Consider the following 19452-nt stretch of genomic DNA (forward strand, 5'->3'; position numbering starts at 1 on the left):
GCTCTCCCTCTCACCTGGATGGACAAAATTAGATTGAGTGTCCAGAAACTAGACACACAGGCCGTATATGTCAACCATTGTGCGAGCTGCGGCAGGCGGCAACTGCGGACCCGCTTCGTGGGGCGGACCAGCGGATTCGCTATGCTGACGCCAATGACCCGCTTCCGTGAGACCGTTCGCTCCCTGCTCCGGGAACGCCTGCTGGACGCGGCCTATGACCTCGTATCGGCCGACGGCTGGAGCGGGCTGCGGATGGCCGCCGCCGCCTCGGCCGCAGGAGTGAGCCGGCAGACCGTCTACACCGAGTTCGGCTCGAAGGACGCCCTCGGGCAGGCCCTGATCTTGCGCGAGGCCGAACGCTTCCTGCTGGGCGTGCAGGAGCAACTCGACGCCCACCGCGAGGACCTCGAGAGCGCGGCGCACGCGGCCATCTCCTACGCCTTGCGGCACGCCGCCGACAATCCGCTCGTCAAGGCCATCGTCAGCGTCGAACACAGGGGCGATCGCGACCTGCTCGACCACCTCACCACCCGGCCTGAACCCCTCCTCGATACTGCCGCCACCATGCTCGACGCCTACCTCGCCCAGGCCTGGCCCGCCATGGACGCGCACTCGCGTTCCCTGGCAGCGGACACCGCGATCCGCCTGACGATCAGCCACATCGTCCAGGGCACCCCCGCTCCTGAGCAGGCGGCAGCCCGCACCGCCCAAGTGATCACCCGCGTCGCCCAGCTATCTCGCTGATCCCCGCCGTACAGGGCGGCCTGCTGGCATCCGGCACAACACCGATCAACCGCGCCTCGCGGTGCGACCGGCCGCATGCGCGCGGGCTGCGGCGACGGCCCACCTCGCCTTCCGCCAGCGGCCCGCCCTGGCGCCGGAACCCCGGCCCGCGCCGCTGGACGGTCAGAGACCGCAGCAGCTGCGCTCGCCAGCGAAGAACCGTGGATCGGTGAACCTGCGGCTCCCCGTACGGCCTTCCCCACGGTCCGTTGCCGCAGCCACGGCCTTCGGCCGAGAATGGACATGCGGCAGCCGGGGGCAGCGCCGTGGTGGTCCTTAGCAGTGCGAAGCCCCGGTTCGTGTTGCCTGGGTGCTCGCGAAATCCCTTCGAAAGCACCGTCCGCGAGCGACCAGGTGGCATGAGGGCGCCATAACCGCGTCGATCAAGCGACGTTCGCGTACCGCGCCTGCGGCGTGATCATGCACGCGGACCACAATGCATCCCGCAATATCGCCCGCAGGGGCGAGGCCACGTGGATCGCGGGGTAGGTGGCTCAGACGCGGGAGGCCACGCGGCAGCCAGCCGCGCCCTACCTACAAGCCCGGGGGCAAGTTGATATCCCATGGCGCCCAGGGTGAAAGCGACGGCGGCACCAGGGCAGGGCGCTGTGCAACGGCGTGTCAGCTTCCCCGTGGACCCGCTTCATCCTGGAGTCGATGTCCAAGCGGATCGCCTGGCCGAGCACTGCAGCAGCGGGCAGTGCCCGGCCAGTCGGCAGATGAACGTTCAAGCTCCAGGGATCGATCACTCAGGGGCGTGATCAGGCCACCGAGCGTGTCGGCCTGTGACTGGGGCATGTCGGGTCGTCGACGCCCCGGTTCTCCCGTTCGGGTCATGAGGGTGCACTGCGCGGCCACTCGATGTCCTGGGCGAAGAGCCAGGTCCCAGTGGGGGAGCAGTGCCGATGTGGGGCCATCGAATGGGAGGGCTCACCTTCAAGCGGCGCTGTCGCCCCCCCCGGGGGGGGAGTGGCCGGAATATCCATACCGCACATGCGGGGGTGCTTGTAGTGTCTGCATTCCCAAGCTTTGTCGTGCACATTGCAGGCTTGGGAAATGGGCACTCCACCACATCCAGGTGCGGGCTGTGCCCTCGAACACATTCGCCATCCGACCAGCTGCAGGAGTGATCCCTCGTGACACGACTTCGCCGTGGCTCTGCCATCCGACGCCCCCTCAGTGCCGCCTTCGCAGCCGCTGGACTCACTGCGGTGTGCCTGGCTGGGGCGCCCGCCGCCTCGGCCGCCCCAAGTGCCGCTCCCGGGACGGTCATGATCGAAAGTGGCACCTTCCATGGTTACGTGTTGTGTGCCAGCCCGAACGACGAGTCGGTCTGGCTGCAGCCGATCAGCACCGCCAACCCCTACTGCATGTGGATGGAGCTCGGCGCCTCATCCCAGTTCACGCTGCTCAACCTGGCTAAGGGACAGGTGATGGCGTACACCGGCGGTAACCAGGGCGCAGTGGTGATGGAGGTCCCCGGCGCCTCGAGCCTGGGCGCGAACGCCCAGCTGTGGTCCTGGGGAGGAGGAGAGGACTGGGGCGCCAGCGCGCTGCAGTCCTTCTGGGACAGCGGTCAGAACGTTGACGCCATGTCCCCGGCCGGGGACTACCCCCGAACTGACCCGGTCCACACCCGCGGTTGGCGTCATGGTTACCAGCGTGAGCTGACGTGGAACGCGATCACTCCGGCCTGACACCTCGCCGGGCGTGTGACGGCGCCCGGCGGCGTGCTTGCCGGGCGCCCACGACTTCGTACGTCAGCGGTGTTCGGATCGAGCGCCAGCGGGCGGACGCCGGACATGGCAGCAGTTCCTGGAGCAGCGCGGTCCCGGCCTCCACGGAGGCGTCGCCGAGTTCGTGAGGAGAGCGCGGAGAGGCGCAGAGTGGATAGGTGTCCGATCGCCTGGCGAGCCCGAAGAGACGGCGGCACCCGAGTCGGTCGCAGCGAACGGACGTCCGTGGACAAGGGCGAGCGCACGGCGCACCGCCAGTTCGTGCCCTCGCCCGGTTCTCCAGTTCTACAAATTGCGGGCCGGTCGCCAAGCGTGGGTGGAGCGGGAGCACTCCGAGGCCTGGCCGGCCGAGCAGATCCGGCCCGCGCGGCACCTGGGGCCGGCCACAGATCACCCCCGAGCTGCGGCCGTTGTGGCACGGGAGGGTGAGTCCGGCGTCGACGGCGGCGCGGTCGAGCTCGAGGCCGTTCGCGAAGGAGCGCAGGTGGGGTACGTCGGCGGCGCGAACCGTGGTGATCCAGTCGGTAAGCTTGGCGTCGTTGCCCTTCACTGGGATCAGTAGCTGTGCGAACTTGCTTGAGAGGCTGGAGAGTTCGGTCATCTCCGGGCAGGCTTGGGTGAGTTCCCGCAGGAGAGTGGTGTCCTTGTCGCGCGGGTTCTCGGGGCGGGTGAGCAGGAGGCGGCGAAACGCTGCGGGGTGGTGACCGGTTTGTCGCCCTCGGCGCGGCTCTGGGTGATGCAGTGGACCAGGAGGTTCGCGCTGCCGATGTAGCCCAACTCCTTGATCTCACACAAGAGGTGGGTGACGGCTACCGCAAGGTCTGCGGCCCGGCGCCGACGCAGGTGGTCGCGATAAGGTCGACGAGCGCGGGCTTGTAGCGGGGTGTGCGGCGCTCTGCGGTGGGCTCCTTCATGAGGGCGTAGCGCTTGACGGTGTTCAGGGCGACGTCGAGGCGGCGGGCGCATTCGAGCAGGCCGACGCCCTGGTCGAGGAGATGATGGACCCGCTGCCAGCGCGCGCGGGTGGTCTGCTCGCGTACGCCTGCGGGCCGGGCGGGGTCCACGCCGGTGGCCCAGCAGCCGGCGTGGGAGCGAACCTCGGCCAGGACCTTGCCGCACAGGTTGCTCCACAGGCGCCACCTGTTGCTGACCTGCACCGCGTCCGGCAGGACGTCGATCCGCTCGCTGGTCTCGACGGAGTGTGGATGCGCTGGAGCAGGCGCAGGGCGGCGGTGTAGGCGACCGGCATCGCTAGAGCTCGTGTGAGGCGGGCGGCCGCCCGGCCGCATAACTCCTTGAGCACCTGCGAGATTTGCCTGGTCAGGCGGGTAGTACGGCGCTGAAGGCGCTCCAGCAGCCCGGGGACCTGTTCCCGGAATGTCTGCCGATGGCAGCCCAGCACCGGGCAGACCAGCCGCTTCACTCTCACCCGGACGGCTACCCGGCGGCCGTCCACCGGCATGTCCGCCACCGTCCGCCCGTGACAGTCGTGCACCTTCGCGTTCGGCACCCCGCACACCGGGCACGGCACCGGGACGTCCCTGGTCCGGGCCGTCACCCGGACTACCTCATCGCCACCCACCACATCTTCGACGACCAACGCCGACAACCCGGAAAACACCACGTTCACAAGAGAGTTGGAACCATCCATCTCCCATGATTGCAGCCGGAGACGCAGCGTCACCGACTACGGAACAGAGCCGGAATCCTGATAGTCCCATGCGCTCCCGTCGCTTGGTTCGCGGCCACGAGCCGCGCCCGTCATCGACTTTGGTCGGTGGCGGATGTGGCATTTCTGCGGGTCCGTTGGTGCTGTGCGGTGGATAAGTTGATCACCGGTCCTGTATGGCACTGGGTGGGAAGGGTCGATGGTGAGGGCTCTCGGGGCTGCTTGGCTCCTGCGCGGGCAGCGCAACCGTTGAGGGAGTCTGCGCGGTCCCGCGCGGAGCGTGCGGGTAGCGGCTTGGACTGCGCGCGGGATCGCTGTATCCCAGGGGATGTGGCAGAGCCCGGTCCAGGCGGCGGGCGGGCGCGGGGCGCGGTGAGGGCGAAGTCCTGCGCGGGCGACCCGGGGGATCCTGTTCGCTTTTCGCGCTGAACCGCCGGGTCCGTCGTTCCTGCGTTGCGCCGGTCCCGGCTGTATCGGGCATGCGTTGTTGACATGGGGTGCGCATTTGGACCGGTAGACCGTAGATGGAGAGGGACGATGACGACGAGTACGCGTAGTAGCCGGTTCGAGGCGCTGGGGGCATATCTGCCACCGACGGTGTTGTCGACCGCGGACCTCCTTGCGAGGGTGAGCGGCACCCCGGATGTCGATCTGGAGCGGATCACCGGTGTGGCCGAGCGAAGGGTCTACGACCCTTCGCCGCAGGCGGGGGAGGACTCCTATGGCCTGGCGCTGAAGGCGGCGCGTGAGTGCCTGGCCAACTCTCGTTATGCCGCAGCCGAGTTGGATGTGGTCATCTCTGCCTCGATCACCCGTTTCAAGGACGGCGGCCGGTTCACGTTCGAGCCCTCCTTCGCCCGGATGCTGTCGCAGGAGCTGGGTGCCGATGCTGCGATCCACTTCGACGTGTCCAACGCCTGTGCCGGGATGATGACCGGCGTCTACCTGCTGGACCGGATGATTCGCGCGGGTGTGGTGCGTAATGGTCTGGTGGTCAGTGGCGAGCAGGCCACGAAGATTTCCGAGACCGCCGCGGTGGAGCTGACCGATTCCTATGACCCGCAGTTTGCCTCGCTGTCGGTGGGCGACTCGGCGGCGGCGGTGATCCTGGACGAGTCGGTGGACGAGGCCGATCGGATTCACTACGTGGACCTGATGACGTGTGCGGAGTACGCGCATCTGTGCATGGGGATGCCCAGTGACCGCACCCAGGGCATCGCTCTCTATACGGACAACAAGCAGATGCATACGAGGGACCGCCTGCGGCTGTGGCCGAGCTTTCACGGGGACCTGCTGGCCAAGCAGGGACGTACGTTCGCGGATGAGGGCTTCGACTACATCATTCAGCATCAAGTCGGTACCCGATTCGTGGAGTTCGTCAACGCTACCGGGGAGGAGGAGTTCGGCGTGGCGATGCCGCCCTCCCTGAATGTCGTTGCGTGGACTGGCAACACTGCCTCGACCGCGCATTTCCTGACGCTTCAGCAGCATTTGAAGGCGGGCAGCGCTCGCCAGGGCGCCAAGTTCCTGCTGGTTCCTGCCGCCTCGGGCGTGGTGACCGGTGCTCTGTCCGCGACGATCTCCACCCTGGGGGTGTGACCTGTGACCACTGTCATCACGGCGGCCTCGGGTGTGTTGCCTCCCGCTGGGCAGAGCGGGTGCACTGCGGTAGGGCTGGCTGCGCTGGCTGCGCGCGACTGCCTTGCCACGGCACGGCTGGCGCCGCAGTCCGTCGGCGCGCTGATCAACGTGGGCGTCTATCGCGAGGCCAATACCTTCGAGCCGGCCATGGCCGCGCTGATCCAGAAGGAGGTGGGGATCAACCTGGACTACCTTGCGAATCCCGGCCCTGCCGCGTTCTCCTTCGATCTGATGAACGGCGCCTGTGGTGTGCTGAACGCCGTCCAGGTGGCGCAGGCGTTGCTGGAGACCGCGAGTTGCGACCGGGTTCTGGTGACGGCCGCGGACGTTCACCCCGGCGGTTGTGCCGGCGATGACCCGTTGTACCCGTACGCGGATCTGGGTGGCGCGCTGCTGTTGGAACGCGGCACGCAACCAGACCGCGGATTCGGACGGGTGCGCACGTGGAGCCGGCAGGGGGATCCCGCGGTTGCGGGCCATTTGGAGACCGCGACCATGGGGGCCGGCGGCCGTGCGGTGGTCACTGTGGTGCGGGATGCGGACCGGGAGGAGCGCTTGCTCGAGTTCACCGCCTCGGTTGTCGCGGACTACGCCCGCGCCGAGGGCCTGGATCTGGCTCGGACGCTGGTCCTCTGCGGCCGCCCGGCGCCGGACTTCGGCGCTCGGTTGGCGTCCTGTCTGAATCTGGACGCGGCCCAGGTGCTTGCATCCGCCCCGCCTGGTCCTTCGATGGAGGGCACCGGCGAGGCGCATACCGCGGGCCCGGTCCTGGGCTACCTGCAGGCTACCGCGGCGGGCCTGCCCGCCGGCACCGAGCAGTTGCTGCTCGTCACCGCCGGGGCGGGGCTGAGCGCGGCATGCGCCAGCTACCGGCCCCCGCTGGAAACGGGAGACACCGCACTGTGACATCGCTGGCGCACTACCGTCTCGAATCGCAGGACTCGCTGGCCGACCAATTGGCGCATAATGCCGATGCCTTCCCGAGCAAGGTCGCGATCATTTCACCCGATGGCCGCATCGCCGGCGGCGAGGTCCGCTACCGGGAGCTCTCCTACCAGGAACTCCAGGCCCAGGTTGAGCAGTTGGCGAACGAGCTGGCCGCGATCGGCATCACCAAGGGCATGCGGACCGTGCTGATGGCCGCCCCCGGTCCCGAGCTGTTCGCGCTCGCCTTCGCTCTGTTCCGCCTTGGCGCGGTGCCGGTTGTGGTGGACCCGGGGATGGGGGTGCGGCGCATGCTGCACTGCTACCGAACGGTGGGCGCGGAGGCTTTCATCGGCCCGCCGATCGCCCACGCCGTGCGGGTCCTGGGATGGCGGACCTTCGCCTCGATCCGGATCACGGTGACGCTGGGCCGGCGCTGGTTCTGGGGCGGCCACACCCTTGAGGGACTTCGCCGGCGTACCGCCGAGGAGCACCAGCCGCGCACCATACGCGGCAGCGACCTGATGATGATCGGCTTCACTACCGGCAGTACCGGACCCGCCAAGGGCGTGGAGTACACCCACGCGATGGCCACCGCGATGGCCCGTCAGATCCAGGCCGCCCACGGGCGTCACCGCGAGGAGGTCTCGCTGGTGACACTGCCCCTGTACGGGATTCTGGATCTGCTTTTTGGATCCACCCTGGTCCTGGCGCCGGTAGCACCGGCCAAGGTGGCGCACGCGGACCCCGGCCTGCTGGTGGCGGCGCTGACCCGCTTCGATGTGTCCACCATGTTCGCCTCACCGGCCTTGCTGCGCGTCCTGGCCGAGCACCTGGAGTGCCACAACGCCGAACTGCCGGCACTGCGTTGCGTAGTGTCTGGGGGCGCCCCCGTACCGGCCGAGCTGGTGGCGAAGCTGAGTGCCGTGTTGGACAGCAGCGCCACGGTCCACGTGACCTACGGTGCCACCGAGGCGCTGCCGATCTCCTCCGTGCAGTCGGCGCAGATCCTCCATGAGTCGGCGGACCTGAGCGCGCTGGGAGACGGCACCTGTGTGGGCCGACCTCTTGCGGGTATCGAGGTACGGATCATCCCAGTCACCGATCTGCCGGTGGCGTCCATGGCGGAGGTGCAAGCACACTCGGCCTGGCAGGTCGGCGAGATCACGGTCGCAGGGCCGGCGGTGAGCCGCCGCTACCATGCCGCGCCCGCAGCGGACCGCCTGCACAAGATCCACGACGACAGCCCCCGCGGTCCGGCCAAGATATGGCACCGCACGGGGGACTTGGGCTACCTGGACGCCATGGGTCGGCTGTGGTTCTGCGGGCGCAAGAGCCAGCGGGTGCGCACCGGCGCAGGTGACCTGCACACGGTGCGCTGTGAGGGAGTGTTCAACGCCCATCCCCTGGTGCGGCGCAGCGCGTTGGTCGGCGTCGGCGAGGCCGACCGTCAGCGACCGGTGGTGTGCGTGGAGACCCAGCCGGGGGTCGGCCGGCGCCAGTGGCGGCGCGTGCGGGACGAACTGCACGCGCTGGCCGCGGCCAACCCGGTCACTCAGGGCCTGGGGGAGTTCCTGCGCCACCGCGCCTTCCCGGTCGATGTGCGCCACAACGCCAAGATCGGGCGGGAGGAGCTTGCCCGCTGGGCACAGCGCCAGCTGCAGCCGCAGGGTCGGCGCTGGGCGCTGCGGACGATCCCGCTGGCAGGCTGGGCCTACCTGCTGCTCGGCGCGGTCCACCCCGTCGACTCCATACCGCTGTCCGTGCTGTGGTGGATCGATGCGTTCCTGAGTGTGGTGGTGCACGCGGCCCAAATACCGGTGGCCCTGCCACGAGGGCGCGCGGCTGGCCGCCGGCCCGGGGCCACGATCGCGCTCACCATGTTGTATGGCGCCACCTGGTGGCGGTCCCTGTCACCGACCGCCAAGGACGGTGTGGCATGAGGATCCTGGTGACCGGCGCCACCGGGTTCCTCGGCGGTCACCTCGTGGACCGCGCCATCCGCGAGGGGCACCAGGTACGGGCCCTGGTACGGGTCGGCAGCGACATCACCGGACTGCGCGCCGTCGCTGGCCTGTCCCTGGTCTACGGGGACCTTGGCGACAGCCAATCCCTGCTGCGGGCGACCCGGGACATCGACGTGGTGCACCACAGCGCGGCCCGGGTCTCCGACATCGGCACCCGCGCCCAGTTCTGGGAGGCCAATGTCAGCGGTACCGAGCGGCTACTGGACGCCTGCCGACGCTCGCGGGTGAGCCGCCTGGTGTTCGTCAGCAGTCCCAGCGCCCTGATGGGAGTCAAGGGCGGCGACCAGCTCGACATCGACGAGGGCACTCCTTACCCCGACCGTTGGCTCAACTTCTACTCCGAGACCAAGGCCGCCGCCGAACAGCGGGTTCTGGCTGCCGACGAATTCGCCTTCACCACCTGTGCGCTGCGGCCCCGGGGGATCTGGGGACCGCGCGACTACAGGGGATTCGTGCCCCGGATGGTGGCGGCCATGAGGGCCGGGCGGCTGCCCGATTTATCCGGCGGCAAGCAGGTACTCGTGTCGCTGTGCCACAGTGACAATGCCGTATCCGCCTGCCTGCGCGCCGCCCAGGCACCCGCAGCGAACGTCGGCGGCCGGGCCTTCTTCGTGGCGGACCGCGAGCGCACCGACCTGTGGGCGTTCCTGGCCCGCCTGGCCGCACTGTTCCACGCCACCCCGCCCACCAGGCGCATCCACCCGCAGGTCACAGACGCACTGGCCAGGTCGGCGGACATGCTGTGGCGGCTACCGAAGCTGGCCGCCACCACTGCTCCACCCCTGAGCCGCTACTCGGTGGCCCTGCTCACCCGCTCCAGCACCTACGACACCACCGCGGCCCGCGAAGCCTTCGGCTACACCCCCGAAACGGACCAGGAGAGCGGCCTGCGCCGGCTCGTGGAATGGGTCGACTCGATCGGTGGGGTCGAGGCGCTCACCTATCGGCAGCCGGGTTGAGGCACCCCCGGGACGCAAACGGCACCCCGAAGGCCTGGCACGAGGAGAACGGAAGGCACCTGCAGTTGACATCCTCTGACAACGGCTCACGTCCAACCCTCCGAAGCTTCGCGGCTCCGAGCCAAAGACCCATTCTGGGCAGGCCGCGAGGACGGGCACCGGCGACTGACACCTCGGTCCGCGCACACAGCAACGCCGCCGTCCGCCCGTGGCCCGCAGGTCCGGCATGATCTTCGTGGGAAGAGGTGCCCTGCTGCGTCGGGCCGTGGAGTTCGCCCTCACCAACGGTCACTGTATCGACATGGTCTGCTCGGACGACCCCAAGGACGCGGGCCGCGAAGCCGCTGCTGGTGCTTGCCAGCACGTCCCCGACATCAATGCCCAGGCCCACTGGATCGTTGAGCGGTGCACGGACGGCATCGTGTGGTCCATCAACAACCGGACGATCTTTGGGCCGGCGCTCGTGGACTCGGGCCTGCGGATCTACAACATCCACAACGGTCTGCTCCCGCAGCACCGGGGACTGCCCTCGGTGGCCGTCATCTTCGCGCTGCTCCACGGCCACCCCGAGTACGGAGCCACCCTCCACGAGGTCGACCGTGGGATCGACACCGGCCGGGTACTGGCCGAGGAGCGTTTCCCCCTGCCCCCCGACGCCCGTTACCACGACGTCGTGCTGCGGGGGGTGCAGCAGTGCCACCACCTGTTCGAGGCGAGCCTGTCGGCGATCGTGGCCGGGCGGGACATAGCTGATGCCCCCGACACGTCGGCCGGCCGCCAACCGGGCTACTACGGCCTGCACGCCTTGCGCGAACTTGACCGCTACCGCGGCCATCCGGCCTTCGCCCGAGCCACCGACCTGGGTCCGCTGGCGCCGTACCTCCCAGAGGTGCTGGCGGCCCTGGCCCGGATCCCGTAGGCGTCCGTGCGCTGAACACCCCGGACGCCGAAGCGATCCTCGACGACGATTGCGTGCCTGCGGGTGGCGCGCCGGCCACCCGTAGAGGCTGGCCTGCCTGCTCACGCCGATCCGTCCCTCGGCTCGAAGAGCCCCCAGGTCCGGCCCGCGGGCCGTGGCACCGGGCGAAGACACTGACCGGCCCGTCCAGCAGCGCGGCACGAAGCCGGGCCCCTGCCACCCCACTCGTTAAGGAAGGATCCAGGTGACCGAACGTCAAAACGACGACAGTCAGGTAGGCGAGGGACCCGCCGGCCCCCATCGAGGCGCCCAGGCCCACGGGCCGCGCAGCGTCTACTTCCAGCGCCCGGTCGCGCCCACCGAACGGCTCTATCTGGCCGCAGGCCGGCTCGGCCCCCCGCTCGTGCTGCAGCTGCTGGTCGAAGGCGAGGGCATCCCCGACCCCCGCCTTCTGTGCGAGGCGGTGGCCGCTGCGGCCGACGCCTGCCCCGGCACGCGCCTGGTGACCGACGGCCGCACCTGGTACGACAGCGGGCGCCCCCCGCGGGTGCGGATCATGCCGACGGCCTCGAGCACCGACATCCTGCACGCACACGCAGCGGTACTGCAGGACGGCCTCGACCCCCGCACGGGCCCCAGCTGCGAAGTCGTCCTGCTGCCGGGCCCGGGAGAGCGCTGCACGCTCGCCTTCAGGGCACTGCACGCGGTGATGGACGGACACGGCGCCCTGACCTGGACGGGGGCGGTCTTCCAGGCCCTGCGTGGGCAGCCGCCGAGCCCGGCCCACGGCACGCACACCGACCACACCCTGCTCGCCGAACTCGGACGGACCGGCCAGCGCCCCACCCTGCTGCTCGACCAGCCCTCCCCGCTGGCCGCGGGCCCGGACACCGCCCGCCGGGGCGCACCACGCGCCGCCCTGTGGCGCCGACACACCCTGACGGGCCATCACCTCGCCTCCACCGCCCGCCTGGCCAGGGCCGTCGCCGACGCCACAGGGGCCCCTTCGGCCAGGGTGATGGTCCCGGTCGACCTCAGGCGCCACCGCCGCGAGCTGTCCTCCACCGCCAACCTCAGCCTGCCGGTCTTCCTGGATCTGGCCCGCGGAGCGCACTGGCAGGACACACAAGGGCAGTTGCTGCGCGCCTTGGCCGGGAAGCAGGAGCTGGCCGAGGGCTTCGAAACCCCCCTCGCCAAGCTCCCGCTGCCGGCATCTGCCCTGCTGCTGGCGGGGGCCCGGGCCGCAGCCGAGCGCCGCGAGCGCCACTTGGCGTCAGCCGTTGTCTCCCACCTGGGCCGCATCGACCCCGCTCGCTACACCGGCGCCGGCTTCCGAGCCACCTCGGTCTACGCCCTGCCCGTCCACGCACCTCTGGTCCCGGTGTCCTGCGTGATCGTGGAGACCCCCACCGGCACCGAGCTGACGGTCGGGATCCAAGGAAGGGCCCCGCTGGCCGGCAGAGCCGAGCGCCTGCTCGACGCACTCCTCGCCGCCTTCCCAGCAGCGAGCGCCTGCTCCCGCCCACCGACCCCCGACATGGCCCCGCCGGCCACCGCCGCGACCCTCTGCCAGCCACCGGTCCCGATCACCGCGAAAGGCCCACCCCCCCGGCACACCACCGTGGTCCGCCTGCTGCGCGAGCAGGCGGCCCGCACCCCCCACGCGTCAGCCCTCGATGGGCCAGAGGGCGTCGTCACCTACACCGAATTGAACCGCCGATCGGACGCCGTCGCCCGTAAGCTGCTACGCACCGGCGTCCAGCCCCAGGACCTCGTAGGCCTGGTCGTCGAGCGCACCCCCGACGGGATCGCGGCGCTGTGGGGCATCCTGAAAGCCGGAGCCGCCTACGTCCCGCTGGACCCGCGCCACCCCACCGCCCGGATCCACCAAATCCTGCACGACAGCGGCGCACGCCTGTGCCTGACCCAGCGCCAGCTGATCGCACCGCTCACCCCCGGCACCCCGTGCCCGCTGCTGGCGGTGGAGGACACCCCGCACGCCCAGACCGAACTCGAACTGCCCGACCCCGACCCGGCGCACCTGGCCTACGTCATCCACACCTCCGGCTCAACAGGCACCCCCAAGGGCGTCCAGATCGAGCACCACTCGCTGGCCTCCTTCCTCAGCTGGGCCGCCGAGCTGTGCCGGGCCACGAAGGACACCCGCTTCGCGTCCCTGTCCTCCCTCTCCTTCGACATCTCCTGCATCGCACTGTTCGTCCCGATGCTCGCCGGCGCCACAAGCCTGCTCATGCCCGGCGAACCCACCCGCGCCGCCCTGCACGACCTGCTGCACCGCCACCGGGCCGACACCCTCGCCATCACCCCCACCCACCTGGAGCTCATCGAGCGCCTCGACCTGGAACCGAGGCACCTGCGCGCCCTCCTGGTCGGCGGCGAACAGTTCACCCGCACCGCCGCCCAGCGGGCCCGCCATCGCTTCGGCCCCCACTGCCGGATCATCAACGGTTACGGCCCCACCGAGGCCACCGTCGGGTGCATGGCCCACGTCGTGGACGGCAGCGAGCGCGGCGCCGCCATCCCGATCGGACGCCCCAGTCCCCACGTCCGGATCGAGCTGATGGACCGCCAGGGCCGACCGGTCGCCGAACGCCCGGGAGCGATGGGAGAACTCTGGATATCCGGGCCGCAACTGGCCCGCGGCTACCTCCACCGCCCCGACCTCGACACCGAGCACTTCCCCCAGGACGCCGCCGGCCGACGCAGCTACCGCACCGGCGACCTCGCCCGCCGACTGCCCAGCGGCGAACTGGAATTCGTCGGACGCATCGACGATCAGGTCAAGATAGCGGGCCACCGGATCGAACCGGCCGAAGTCGTCACCGCCCTCGAACGTCACCCCGGCGTGCTGCGCGCGGCCGTGACCGTACGCTCCCATCCGCGCACCGGCGCTCCCGCCCTGTGCGCCTACGTCGTGCCCACCGCCGGCAACCCGAGCGGCGACCTGGGTGCCACCCTACGCGCCCACCTCGCACGGCACCTGCCGCCCTACCTGGTACCCACGGCTGTCCTACCCGTCGACGACCTGCCGAACACCATCGCAGGCAAGACCGACCTGCACGCTCTGCCCGACCCCTTCGTGCTTCCCGCACCGTCGCACCCGCTTGAGGACGAGCCGAGCCCTCAGAACCCGAACGGCCCGGCGCCACAAAGCCCGCCGGTCATCGACGAGGTGGCACGGATCTGGGCCCAGATCCTGGACATCGATCACCGCACGCTGTACCCGCACAGCCACTTCCAGGAGCTGGGAGGCGACTCCCTCGCGGTGCTCGAGATGCTCTCCGCTATCGGCACACGCCTTCTGCAGCCCCGCCAGGAGCAGCACTTCACCTCCCGACTCCCGGAGATTCTCCCCGATCTGACCCTCAAAAAGGTCAGCGCCGAAGTGCAGCTCGCCCGCCAGGAGGGCGAGCTACACGAATGACCCTCGGCAGAGCCCACCTGGCGAGACCACCCGAACAACCCCGGACCGTCACTGACCGCCAGGAGCTTTCCCCGCCGGCAGGGTCCGCTTCCCGTCCAGCCGCACCACCGCCCCACCCACGGCAGCGCCCCCTGCGCCGAGGACGGCACACGCTCACCTGCGCCTTGGACACAATCCCAGCACCGTGGAGACACCTTGACCCCACACTTCACCTCGGCCCGACCCGAAGACATCAACGAGCTGCTGACGCTCTACCGCCAGGTCTACGGAGGCAGCTACGCCCTGCCGCTCGGCACAGATCCCGCAGTGATGGCCCGGGAGATCTCCTGCGCCGAGACGACCTGGCTGACCGCACGCGAGCCGGGCAGCGCGCGGATCGTGGGATCCATCATCGGAACTGTCGACCGCCACCAGCGACTGGGCAAACTCCAAGGACTGGCCATCCACCCCGACGCCCGTGGCACCGGCCTGGCCCGCCAAGCGGTGCACCAGCTCAGCGAGTTACTACTCGGCAAGGAAGGCGCCGCGGACTCCATCTACGGCACCGCGCGCACCACCTCCACCGCACCCCAGCGGATCTGCCTGAGCGCCGGGTTCCGCGCCCTTGGCATCTTCCCCAACCTGCACAAGGCCGAGCGGCACGAGACCATGGTGCTACTCGCCAAGCACCGCCCCGGCGTACTGGAGCGCCGCCTGCCCGTTCCCGCCATACCCGCCGAACTGGAACCACTGGTCAACGCGCTGCACAACTCGGTAGGCCTGCCAGAGCAGAAGCTTCCCCCGGTCACAGAGCCCCCGCCGCCGTCGCCCACCGACCGCACACACCGACGGCCACGCGACATGGAACTCGTGGATGCCCCCCACTTCGCCCTGCGCCGCTTCACCGAGACCATCCCCGACCCCTGCCAGCGCTTCTACCCGTTCCACACCCCAAATGTCCTGCTCAGCGCTGTCGACGGCACCCTCGAGGTCTACGCCCAGCTCAACCGCTCGGACGGCTACTGCGCACTGATCGCCGCAACCGAGCCACAACTGACCGATCTGGCAGAGGACTTCGAGTCAGTCATCACCACGCTGGCGGCACACGGCGCCTCACACCTGGAAGCGCTGTTGCCGCTGGACCGCTACCAGGACCTGCGGCTGCTGCTGGCCCGCGGCTTCCTGCCTGCCGCCGCCTACCCCGCGATGCGGCGCCAGGGCGAGGGATGGCGCGACTACGTGGTGATGGCCCGCAGCCTGCAGCCCCTGGACTTCCGCGGCCTGTCCATCGACGCGGCCTTCCAGCCCTTCACCGAGCAGTACATCGAGCTGTGGAAGCAGCACTACCTCAACACACAGGAGGTGTTCCATTGAACCTGTACAGCCGATACCTCGACCCGGTGCAGGTGCCGGACCCCGAGGCACTGCCGAACGTTCAGCGGCTCTGCGATCTGGCCGAGCCCTACGCCGTCTGTGCCGAGCACGACCGGCTCTTCGCCCTGGCGATGAACGAGTCCAACGCCTGGCACGCGGCCCGTTCGCCGTTCTTCGCCAAGCTGTGGGCCGCGAGCCAGGCGGCCAAGGAGCCGCTCGAAGGCGTCGAGGACCTGGCCCGACTGCCCTTCGTGCACGCCAACTTCTTCAAAGCGCACGAGGTGGTCTCGATCGCCGAGCAGGACGTCAAGCTGCACGTGACCTCCTCTGGCACCACCGGCCAGAAGTCGCAGATGTTCTTCGACGAGTGGACGCTGCGTAGCGGTCAGCGGATGGTCGCCCGGGTCTTCGACTCCTACGGCTGGCTGGACGACCAGGAGCCGGTCAACTACCTGCTCTCCAATTACCAACCCCGCCCCGGCCTCAACCTCGGCACCTCGTTCACCGACGAGTACCTGTGCCACTTCGCGCCGGTCCGCTCGGTGGAGTACGCGCTCAAGCACACCGGCGGCGGACACGAGTTCGACCCGTTCGGCTGCGTGCGCGCCTTGCTGCGCTACGCCGAAGAGGGAGCCCCGGTACGGATCCTCGGGTTCCCCGCCTTCCTCTCCTTCACCCTGGACCGGATGCGCGAACTGGGCCTGCCGCCGATCGAGTTGAACCCCAGGTCACTGGTGGTCTTCGGCGGAGGCTGGAAGGGCCACGCCGACAGGCAAGTTGCCAAGCCCGAGCTGTACCGGCGGATCCACGAGCAGCTGGGCATCCCGGACGAGCGGATCCGGGACGGCTACGGCGCCGTCGAGCACTCGGTGCTCTACATGGAGTGCGCCAACCACCGCCTGCACGTGCCGACCTGGTCGCGGCTGCTGGTGCGCGACGTGCGCACGCTCCAGCCGCTGGGCCTCGGCGAGCGCGGCTACGCCCAGTTCGTCTCGCCCTACATCACCTCCGTGCCCGCCCAGTCCGTGCTGATGGGCGACCTGGTCTCGCAGCACGCACCCGAGGAGTGCGGCTGTGGCCTGCCCACGCCCTGGTTCGCCGTGCACGGGCGGGCCGGACTCAGCCGTAACCGCAGCTGCGCCATCGCCGCAGCCGAACTGCTCAAGGGGACCCCGTCATGACCTCCGCGACGACTGCGGCACCGACCTCTATGAGGAGCGCCGCACCAGCCTCGCTGCCCACCGAAGCGCCCATCCACTACTGGCAGGGCGAGTTCGTCGACGACGCCGAGGCCGGGCGCCGGCTGGACGTGATCGAGGAGCGGGTCCGCGCCGTCCTCGCCGAGCCCCGGCTCAGCCCACTCACCGTGCTGGCCGCCTGCGACCTGCTGGCCGCCGCGCTGCGTGACCCGAACAGCCGGCAGTCCGAGGCGCTCAAGCAGGAGCTGGCGGACAGTCAGATATCCGCCGACGAGATCGAGCGGACCCTGCGCGACCTCGCCCAGGCGCTGGAGCGCGAGGCCCTGGAGGCCAAGCTGCTGCGCGAGCTCGGTGGGATCGACCCGGGCCGCCTGGCCCGCTTCGACTTCCGCCGGGAGATCTTCGAGGGCTGGTTGCCCATCGGCCTGCTGGTGCACGTCGCGCCGGGCAACGCGCCCGCCGCCGGTGCGCTCAGCGTGATCGAGGGCCTGCTCGCGGGCAACATCAACGCGGCCAAGACCAGCGGCGGCTCGCGCTTCACCCAGCTGCTGCTGGCCGAGCTGGCCGACCTCGATCCGAGCGGGGCGATCGCCGCCCGGACGATCGTGCTGGCCTTCTCATCCGCGCGCACCCAGTGGCTGGCCAAGCTGCTGGCCCCCGCCGACGCGGTCGCCGCCTGGGGCGGCGAGGAGGCGCTGGCCGGGGTGGCCGCGCTGGTGCCGGCCGGCTGCCGGCTGGTCGACTGGGGCCCCAAGCTCTCCTTCGCCTACCTGACCGCGGACGCCTGGGCCGAGCCGACCGCGCTGCGCGGCATCGCCGCCGACATCTGCCGCCTAGACCAGCAGGCCTGCTCCAGCCCGCAGCTGGTCTACCTGGACACCGAGGACCCCGAGCAGGTCGTCGCCTTCGCCGAGCGGTTCGCCGCCGTGCTGGCCGAGGCGGTCACCGAATTCGCTCCGCGCGCGCCCGAGTTGCTTCAGAGCGCGGAGATCAGCAACACCGTGCTGGTGGCCGGCCTGGAGGAGCACCTCGGCCTGACCCGGGTGCACGCCGCCCCCGACGGCAGCTGGCACGTGCTGGCCGACCTGCGCAGCGCCATGCGGGCCTCCCCACTGCACCGCACGGTCTGGGTCAAGCCGCTGCCCCGCACCCGGATCCTTCAGGTGCTGCGCCCGATGCGCCGCTACCTGCAGACCGTGGGCATCGGCGCCGAACGGGCCGACACCGCCGTGCTGGCCGGCCAGGTGCTTGCGGCCGGCGCCCAGCGGGTCACCGTCCCCGGCCAGATGCTGAGCTCCTACAACGGCGAGCCGCACGACGGCGTCTACGCGCTGCAGCGCTACAGCCGCCGGGTGGACGTCCAGTTGGACGAGCGGTTCACCACCGACGCCTGCCTGGACGACCTGGTCGGCGCCCGCGAGCTGACCCCGCCGCAGGTCGCAGTGACCGCCAAGACCGAGTTCGAGCAGCTGCAGGGTGACCTGAGCCGGGCCGAGGTGTTCTTCCGCAGCGGCGGCAGCTCCGGCGCGCCCAAGCTCTCCGCCTTCGCCTGGGACGACTACCACGAGCACATGCGCTCGGGCGCCGAGGGCCTGCTGGCGGCGGGCTTCGAGCCGCGCACCGACCGGGCGATGAACCTGTTCTTCGGCGGGTTGCTCTACGGCGGGTTCCTCAGCTTCTACTCGGTCCTGGAGACCCTGCAGGCCGTGCAGTTCCCGATGGCGGCCCAGGACGACCACGCGTTGGTCGCCCGCTCGATCGTCGAGCACCGGGTAGACACCCTCTTCGGCATGCCGAACTATCTGCTGCGGGTCTTCACCGAGGGCGCGGTGGAGCTTCGCGCCTACCGGGGCGTGCGCAAGGTCTTCTTCGGCGGCGAGCACTTCCCCAAGGCTCAACAGGACTGGCTGCGCGCGGAGTTCGGGGTCGAACTGATCCGCTCGGCGGCCTACGGCAGCGTGGACGCGGGGCCGCTCGGCTACCAGTGCGTACACGCCCCGACCCGGGCGCACCACCTGTTCAGCGGGCTGCAGACGCTGGAGATCCTCGACCTGGACGAGGACCGGCCGGCCGCGGCCGGCGAGGCGGGCCGGCTGGTCTTCACCGCACACACCCGACGCGGCCAGCGGCTGGACCGCTACGAGATCGGCGACCTGGGCCGCTGGTTGCCAGGAGACTGCGCGTGCGGGCGCCGCACCCCGCGCTTCGAGCTGCTGGGACGGTTCGGCGACATCTTCCGCAGCGGCAGCCACTTCCTCAACTACCGCCGCTTCACGACGGTGGCCGAGGAGGCACTGGGCCACCGGGGGGCGTTGCAGCTCGTGCTGGAAGAGGACGGGGCCGCCAACGAGTCACTGATGGTACGTCTGGAGGTCGTGGACGGTTCGGAGTTCACCGCCGACGCGGCAGCCCGCGCGTTCCTGGACGGCTACGCCGAGCTCGCGGCGGCAGTCGAGCGGGACCAGCTGGTGGAGCTGCGCGTCGAGCTAGTGCCGGCCGCGGCCTTCGAGCGCACGGCGGGCAGCGGCAAGCTGCGCGAGGTCCTGGACCGGCGCGAACGCAACCGCTGAGCGTTCACTGGCCAGCCCCCGACGCTCGGTCGTCGAACGCACCCCGCTGGCTCATGACTCGCCGCCGCCTGACCCGCGGCTACGAGGCGTTCGCCGTGATCCGCAGGCCCCTGCGTGTTCTCCCCGACGCCTCGCACGCTCCTCCTATGGTCTCATGGCCGGGCTCTGACGTGGAAGGAGCTTCTCAGTCGAGTCCAGGGCACAGCGGCCAGAGCCCAGATCCGAGG

The 19452-nt window shown here is 70.1% G+C and carries 11 protein-coding genes and 2 pseudogenes; 12 read left to right on the plus strand and 1 reads right to left on the minus strand.

The features are described 5' to 3' along the window. Positions 1-153 precede the first annotated feature (153 nt). The 3 genes and pseudogenes from ABH937_RS19225 (at position 154) to ABH937_RS19235 (ending at position 2480) form a co-directional block, all read left to right on the plus strand. Positions 154-744: a TetR family transcriptional regulator gene (locus ABH937_RS19225; protein WP_280691455.1), complete on the plus strand. Its 591-nt coding sequence runs from the start codon at positions 154-156 to the stop codon at positions 742-744. Positions 745-1167: 423 nt separating this feature from the next. Further along, positions 1168-1272: pseudogene (locus tag ABH937_RS19230) on the plus strand (transposase); the annotation flags it as partial. 782 nt (positions 1273-2054) lie between these two features. Then, complete coding sequence (locus ABH937_RS19235) at positions 2055-2480, plus strand: hypothetical protein (RefSeq protein WP_280691454.1); 426 nt, start codon at positions 2055-2057, stop codon at positions 2478-2480. Between the two features lie 364 nt (positions 2481-2844). Here ABH937_RS19235 and ABH937_RS19240 read toward each other — a convergent pair. Continuing rightward, positions 2845-4140, minus strand: a pseudogene (locus tag ABH937_RS19240) (transposase family protein); the annotation flags it as partial. A gap of 585 nt (positions 4141-4725) precedes the next feature. Here ABH937_RS19240 and ABH937_RS19245 point away from each other — a divergent pair. From ABH937_RS19245 to ABH937_RS19285, 9 genes are all read left to right on the plus strand, one after another. Further along, positions 4726-5787, plus strand: a complete 1062-nt coding sequence (locus ABH937_RS19245) for a 3-oxoacyl-ACP synthase III family protein (RefSeq protein ID WP_280691453.1) — start codon at positions 4726-4728, stop codon at positions 5785-5787. Positions 5788-5790: 3 nt separating this feature from the next. After that, positions 5791-6735 carry a hypothetical protein gene (locus ABH937_RS19250; RefSeq protein WP_280691452.1) on the plus strand — a complete coding sequence of 315 codons (945 nt, stop codon included), beginning with the start codon at positions 5791-5793 and terminating at the stop codon, positions 6733-6735. After that, positions 6732-8696 carry a fatty acid CoA ligase family protein gene (locus tag ABH937_RS19255; RefSeq protein ID WP_280691451.1) on the plus strand — a complete coding sequence of 655 codons (1965 nt, stop codon included), beginning with the start codon at positions 6732-6734 and terminating at the stop codon, positions 8694-8696. The genes ABH937_RS19250 and ABH937_RS19255 overlap by 4 nt, the downstream gene beginning before the upstream one ends. After that, entirely contained in the window at positions 8693-9739 is a 1047-nt protein-coding gene (locus tag ABH937_RS19260; RefSeq protein WP_280691450.1) for an NAD(P)-dependent oxidoreductase, read from the plus strand. The genes ABH937_RS19255 and ABH937_RS19260 overlap by 4 nt, the downstream gene beginning before the upstream one ends. A 226-nt stretch (positions 9740-9965) precedes the next feature. Further along, positions 9966-10658 (plus strand): formyltransferase family protein, encoded by a 693-nt coding sequence (locus ABH937_RS19265; protein ID WP_370218932.1) that lies wholly within the window; start codon positions 9966-9968, stop codon positions 10656-10658. A 244-nt stretch (positions 10659-10902) separates the two neighbouring features. Further along, the gene (locus ABH937_RS19270; RefSeq protein ID WP_370218933.1) at positions 10903-14103 is read left to right on the plus strand and encodes a non-ribosomal peptide synthetase; all 3201 of its coding nucleotides are present in this window, start codon (positions 10903-10905) and stop codon (positions 14101-14103) included. A 195-nt stretch (positions 14104-14298) separates the two neighbouring features. Next, the gene (locus tag ABH937_RS19275) at positions 14299-15456 is read left to right on the plus strand and encodes a GNAT family N-acetyltransferase (protein WP_280691447.1); all 1158 of its coding nucleotides are present in this window, start codon (positions 14299-14301) and stop codon (positions 15454-15456) included. Next, complete coding sequence (locus ABH937_RS19280) at positions 15453-16637, plus strand: acyl-protein synthase (protein WP_280691446.1); 1185 nt, start codon at positions 15453-15455, stop codon at positions 16635-16637. The genes ABH937_RS19275 and ABH937_RS19280 overlap by 4 nt, the downstream gene beginning before the upstream one ends. Continuing rightward, the gene (locus ABH937_RS19285) at positions 16634-19225 is read left to right on the plus strand and encodes an acyl-CoA reductase (protein WP_370218934.1); all 2592 of its coding nucleotides are present in this window, start codon (positions 16634-16636) and stop codon (positions 19223-19225) included. The genes ABH937_RS19280 and ABH937_RS19285 overlap by 4 nt, the downstream gene beginning before the upstream one ends. The last annotated feature ends 227 nt before the right edge of the window (positions 19226-19452 follow it).

Source organism: Kitasatospora sp. GAS1066B, assembly GCF_041262605.1.
GTDB lineage: Bacteria > Actinomycetota > Actinomycetes > Streptomycetales > Streptomycetaceae > Kitasatospora.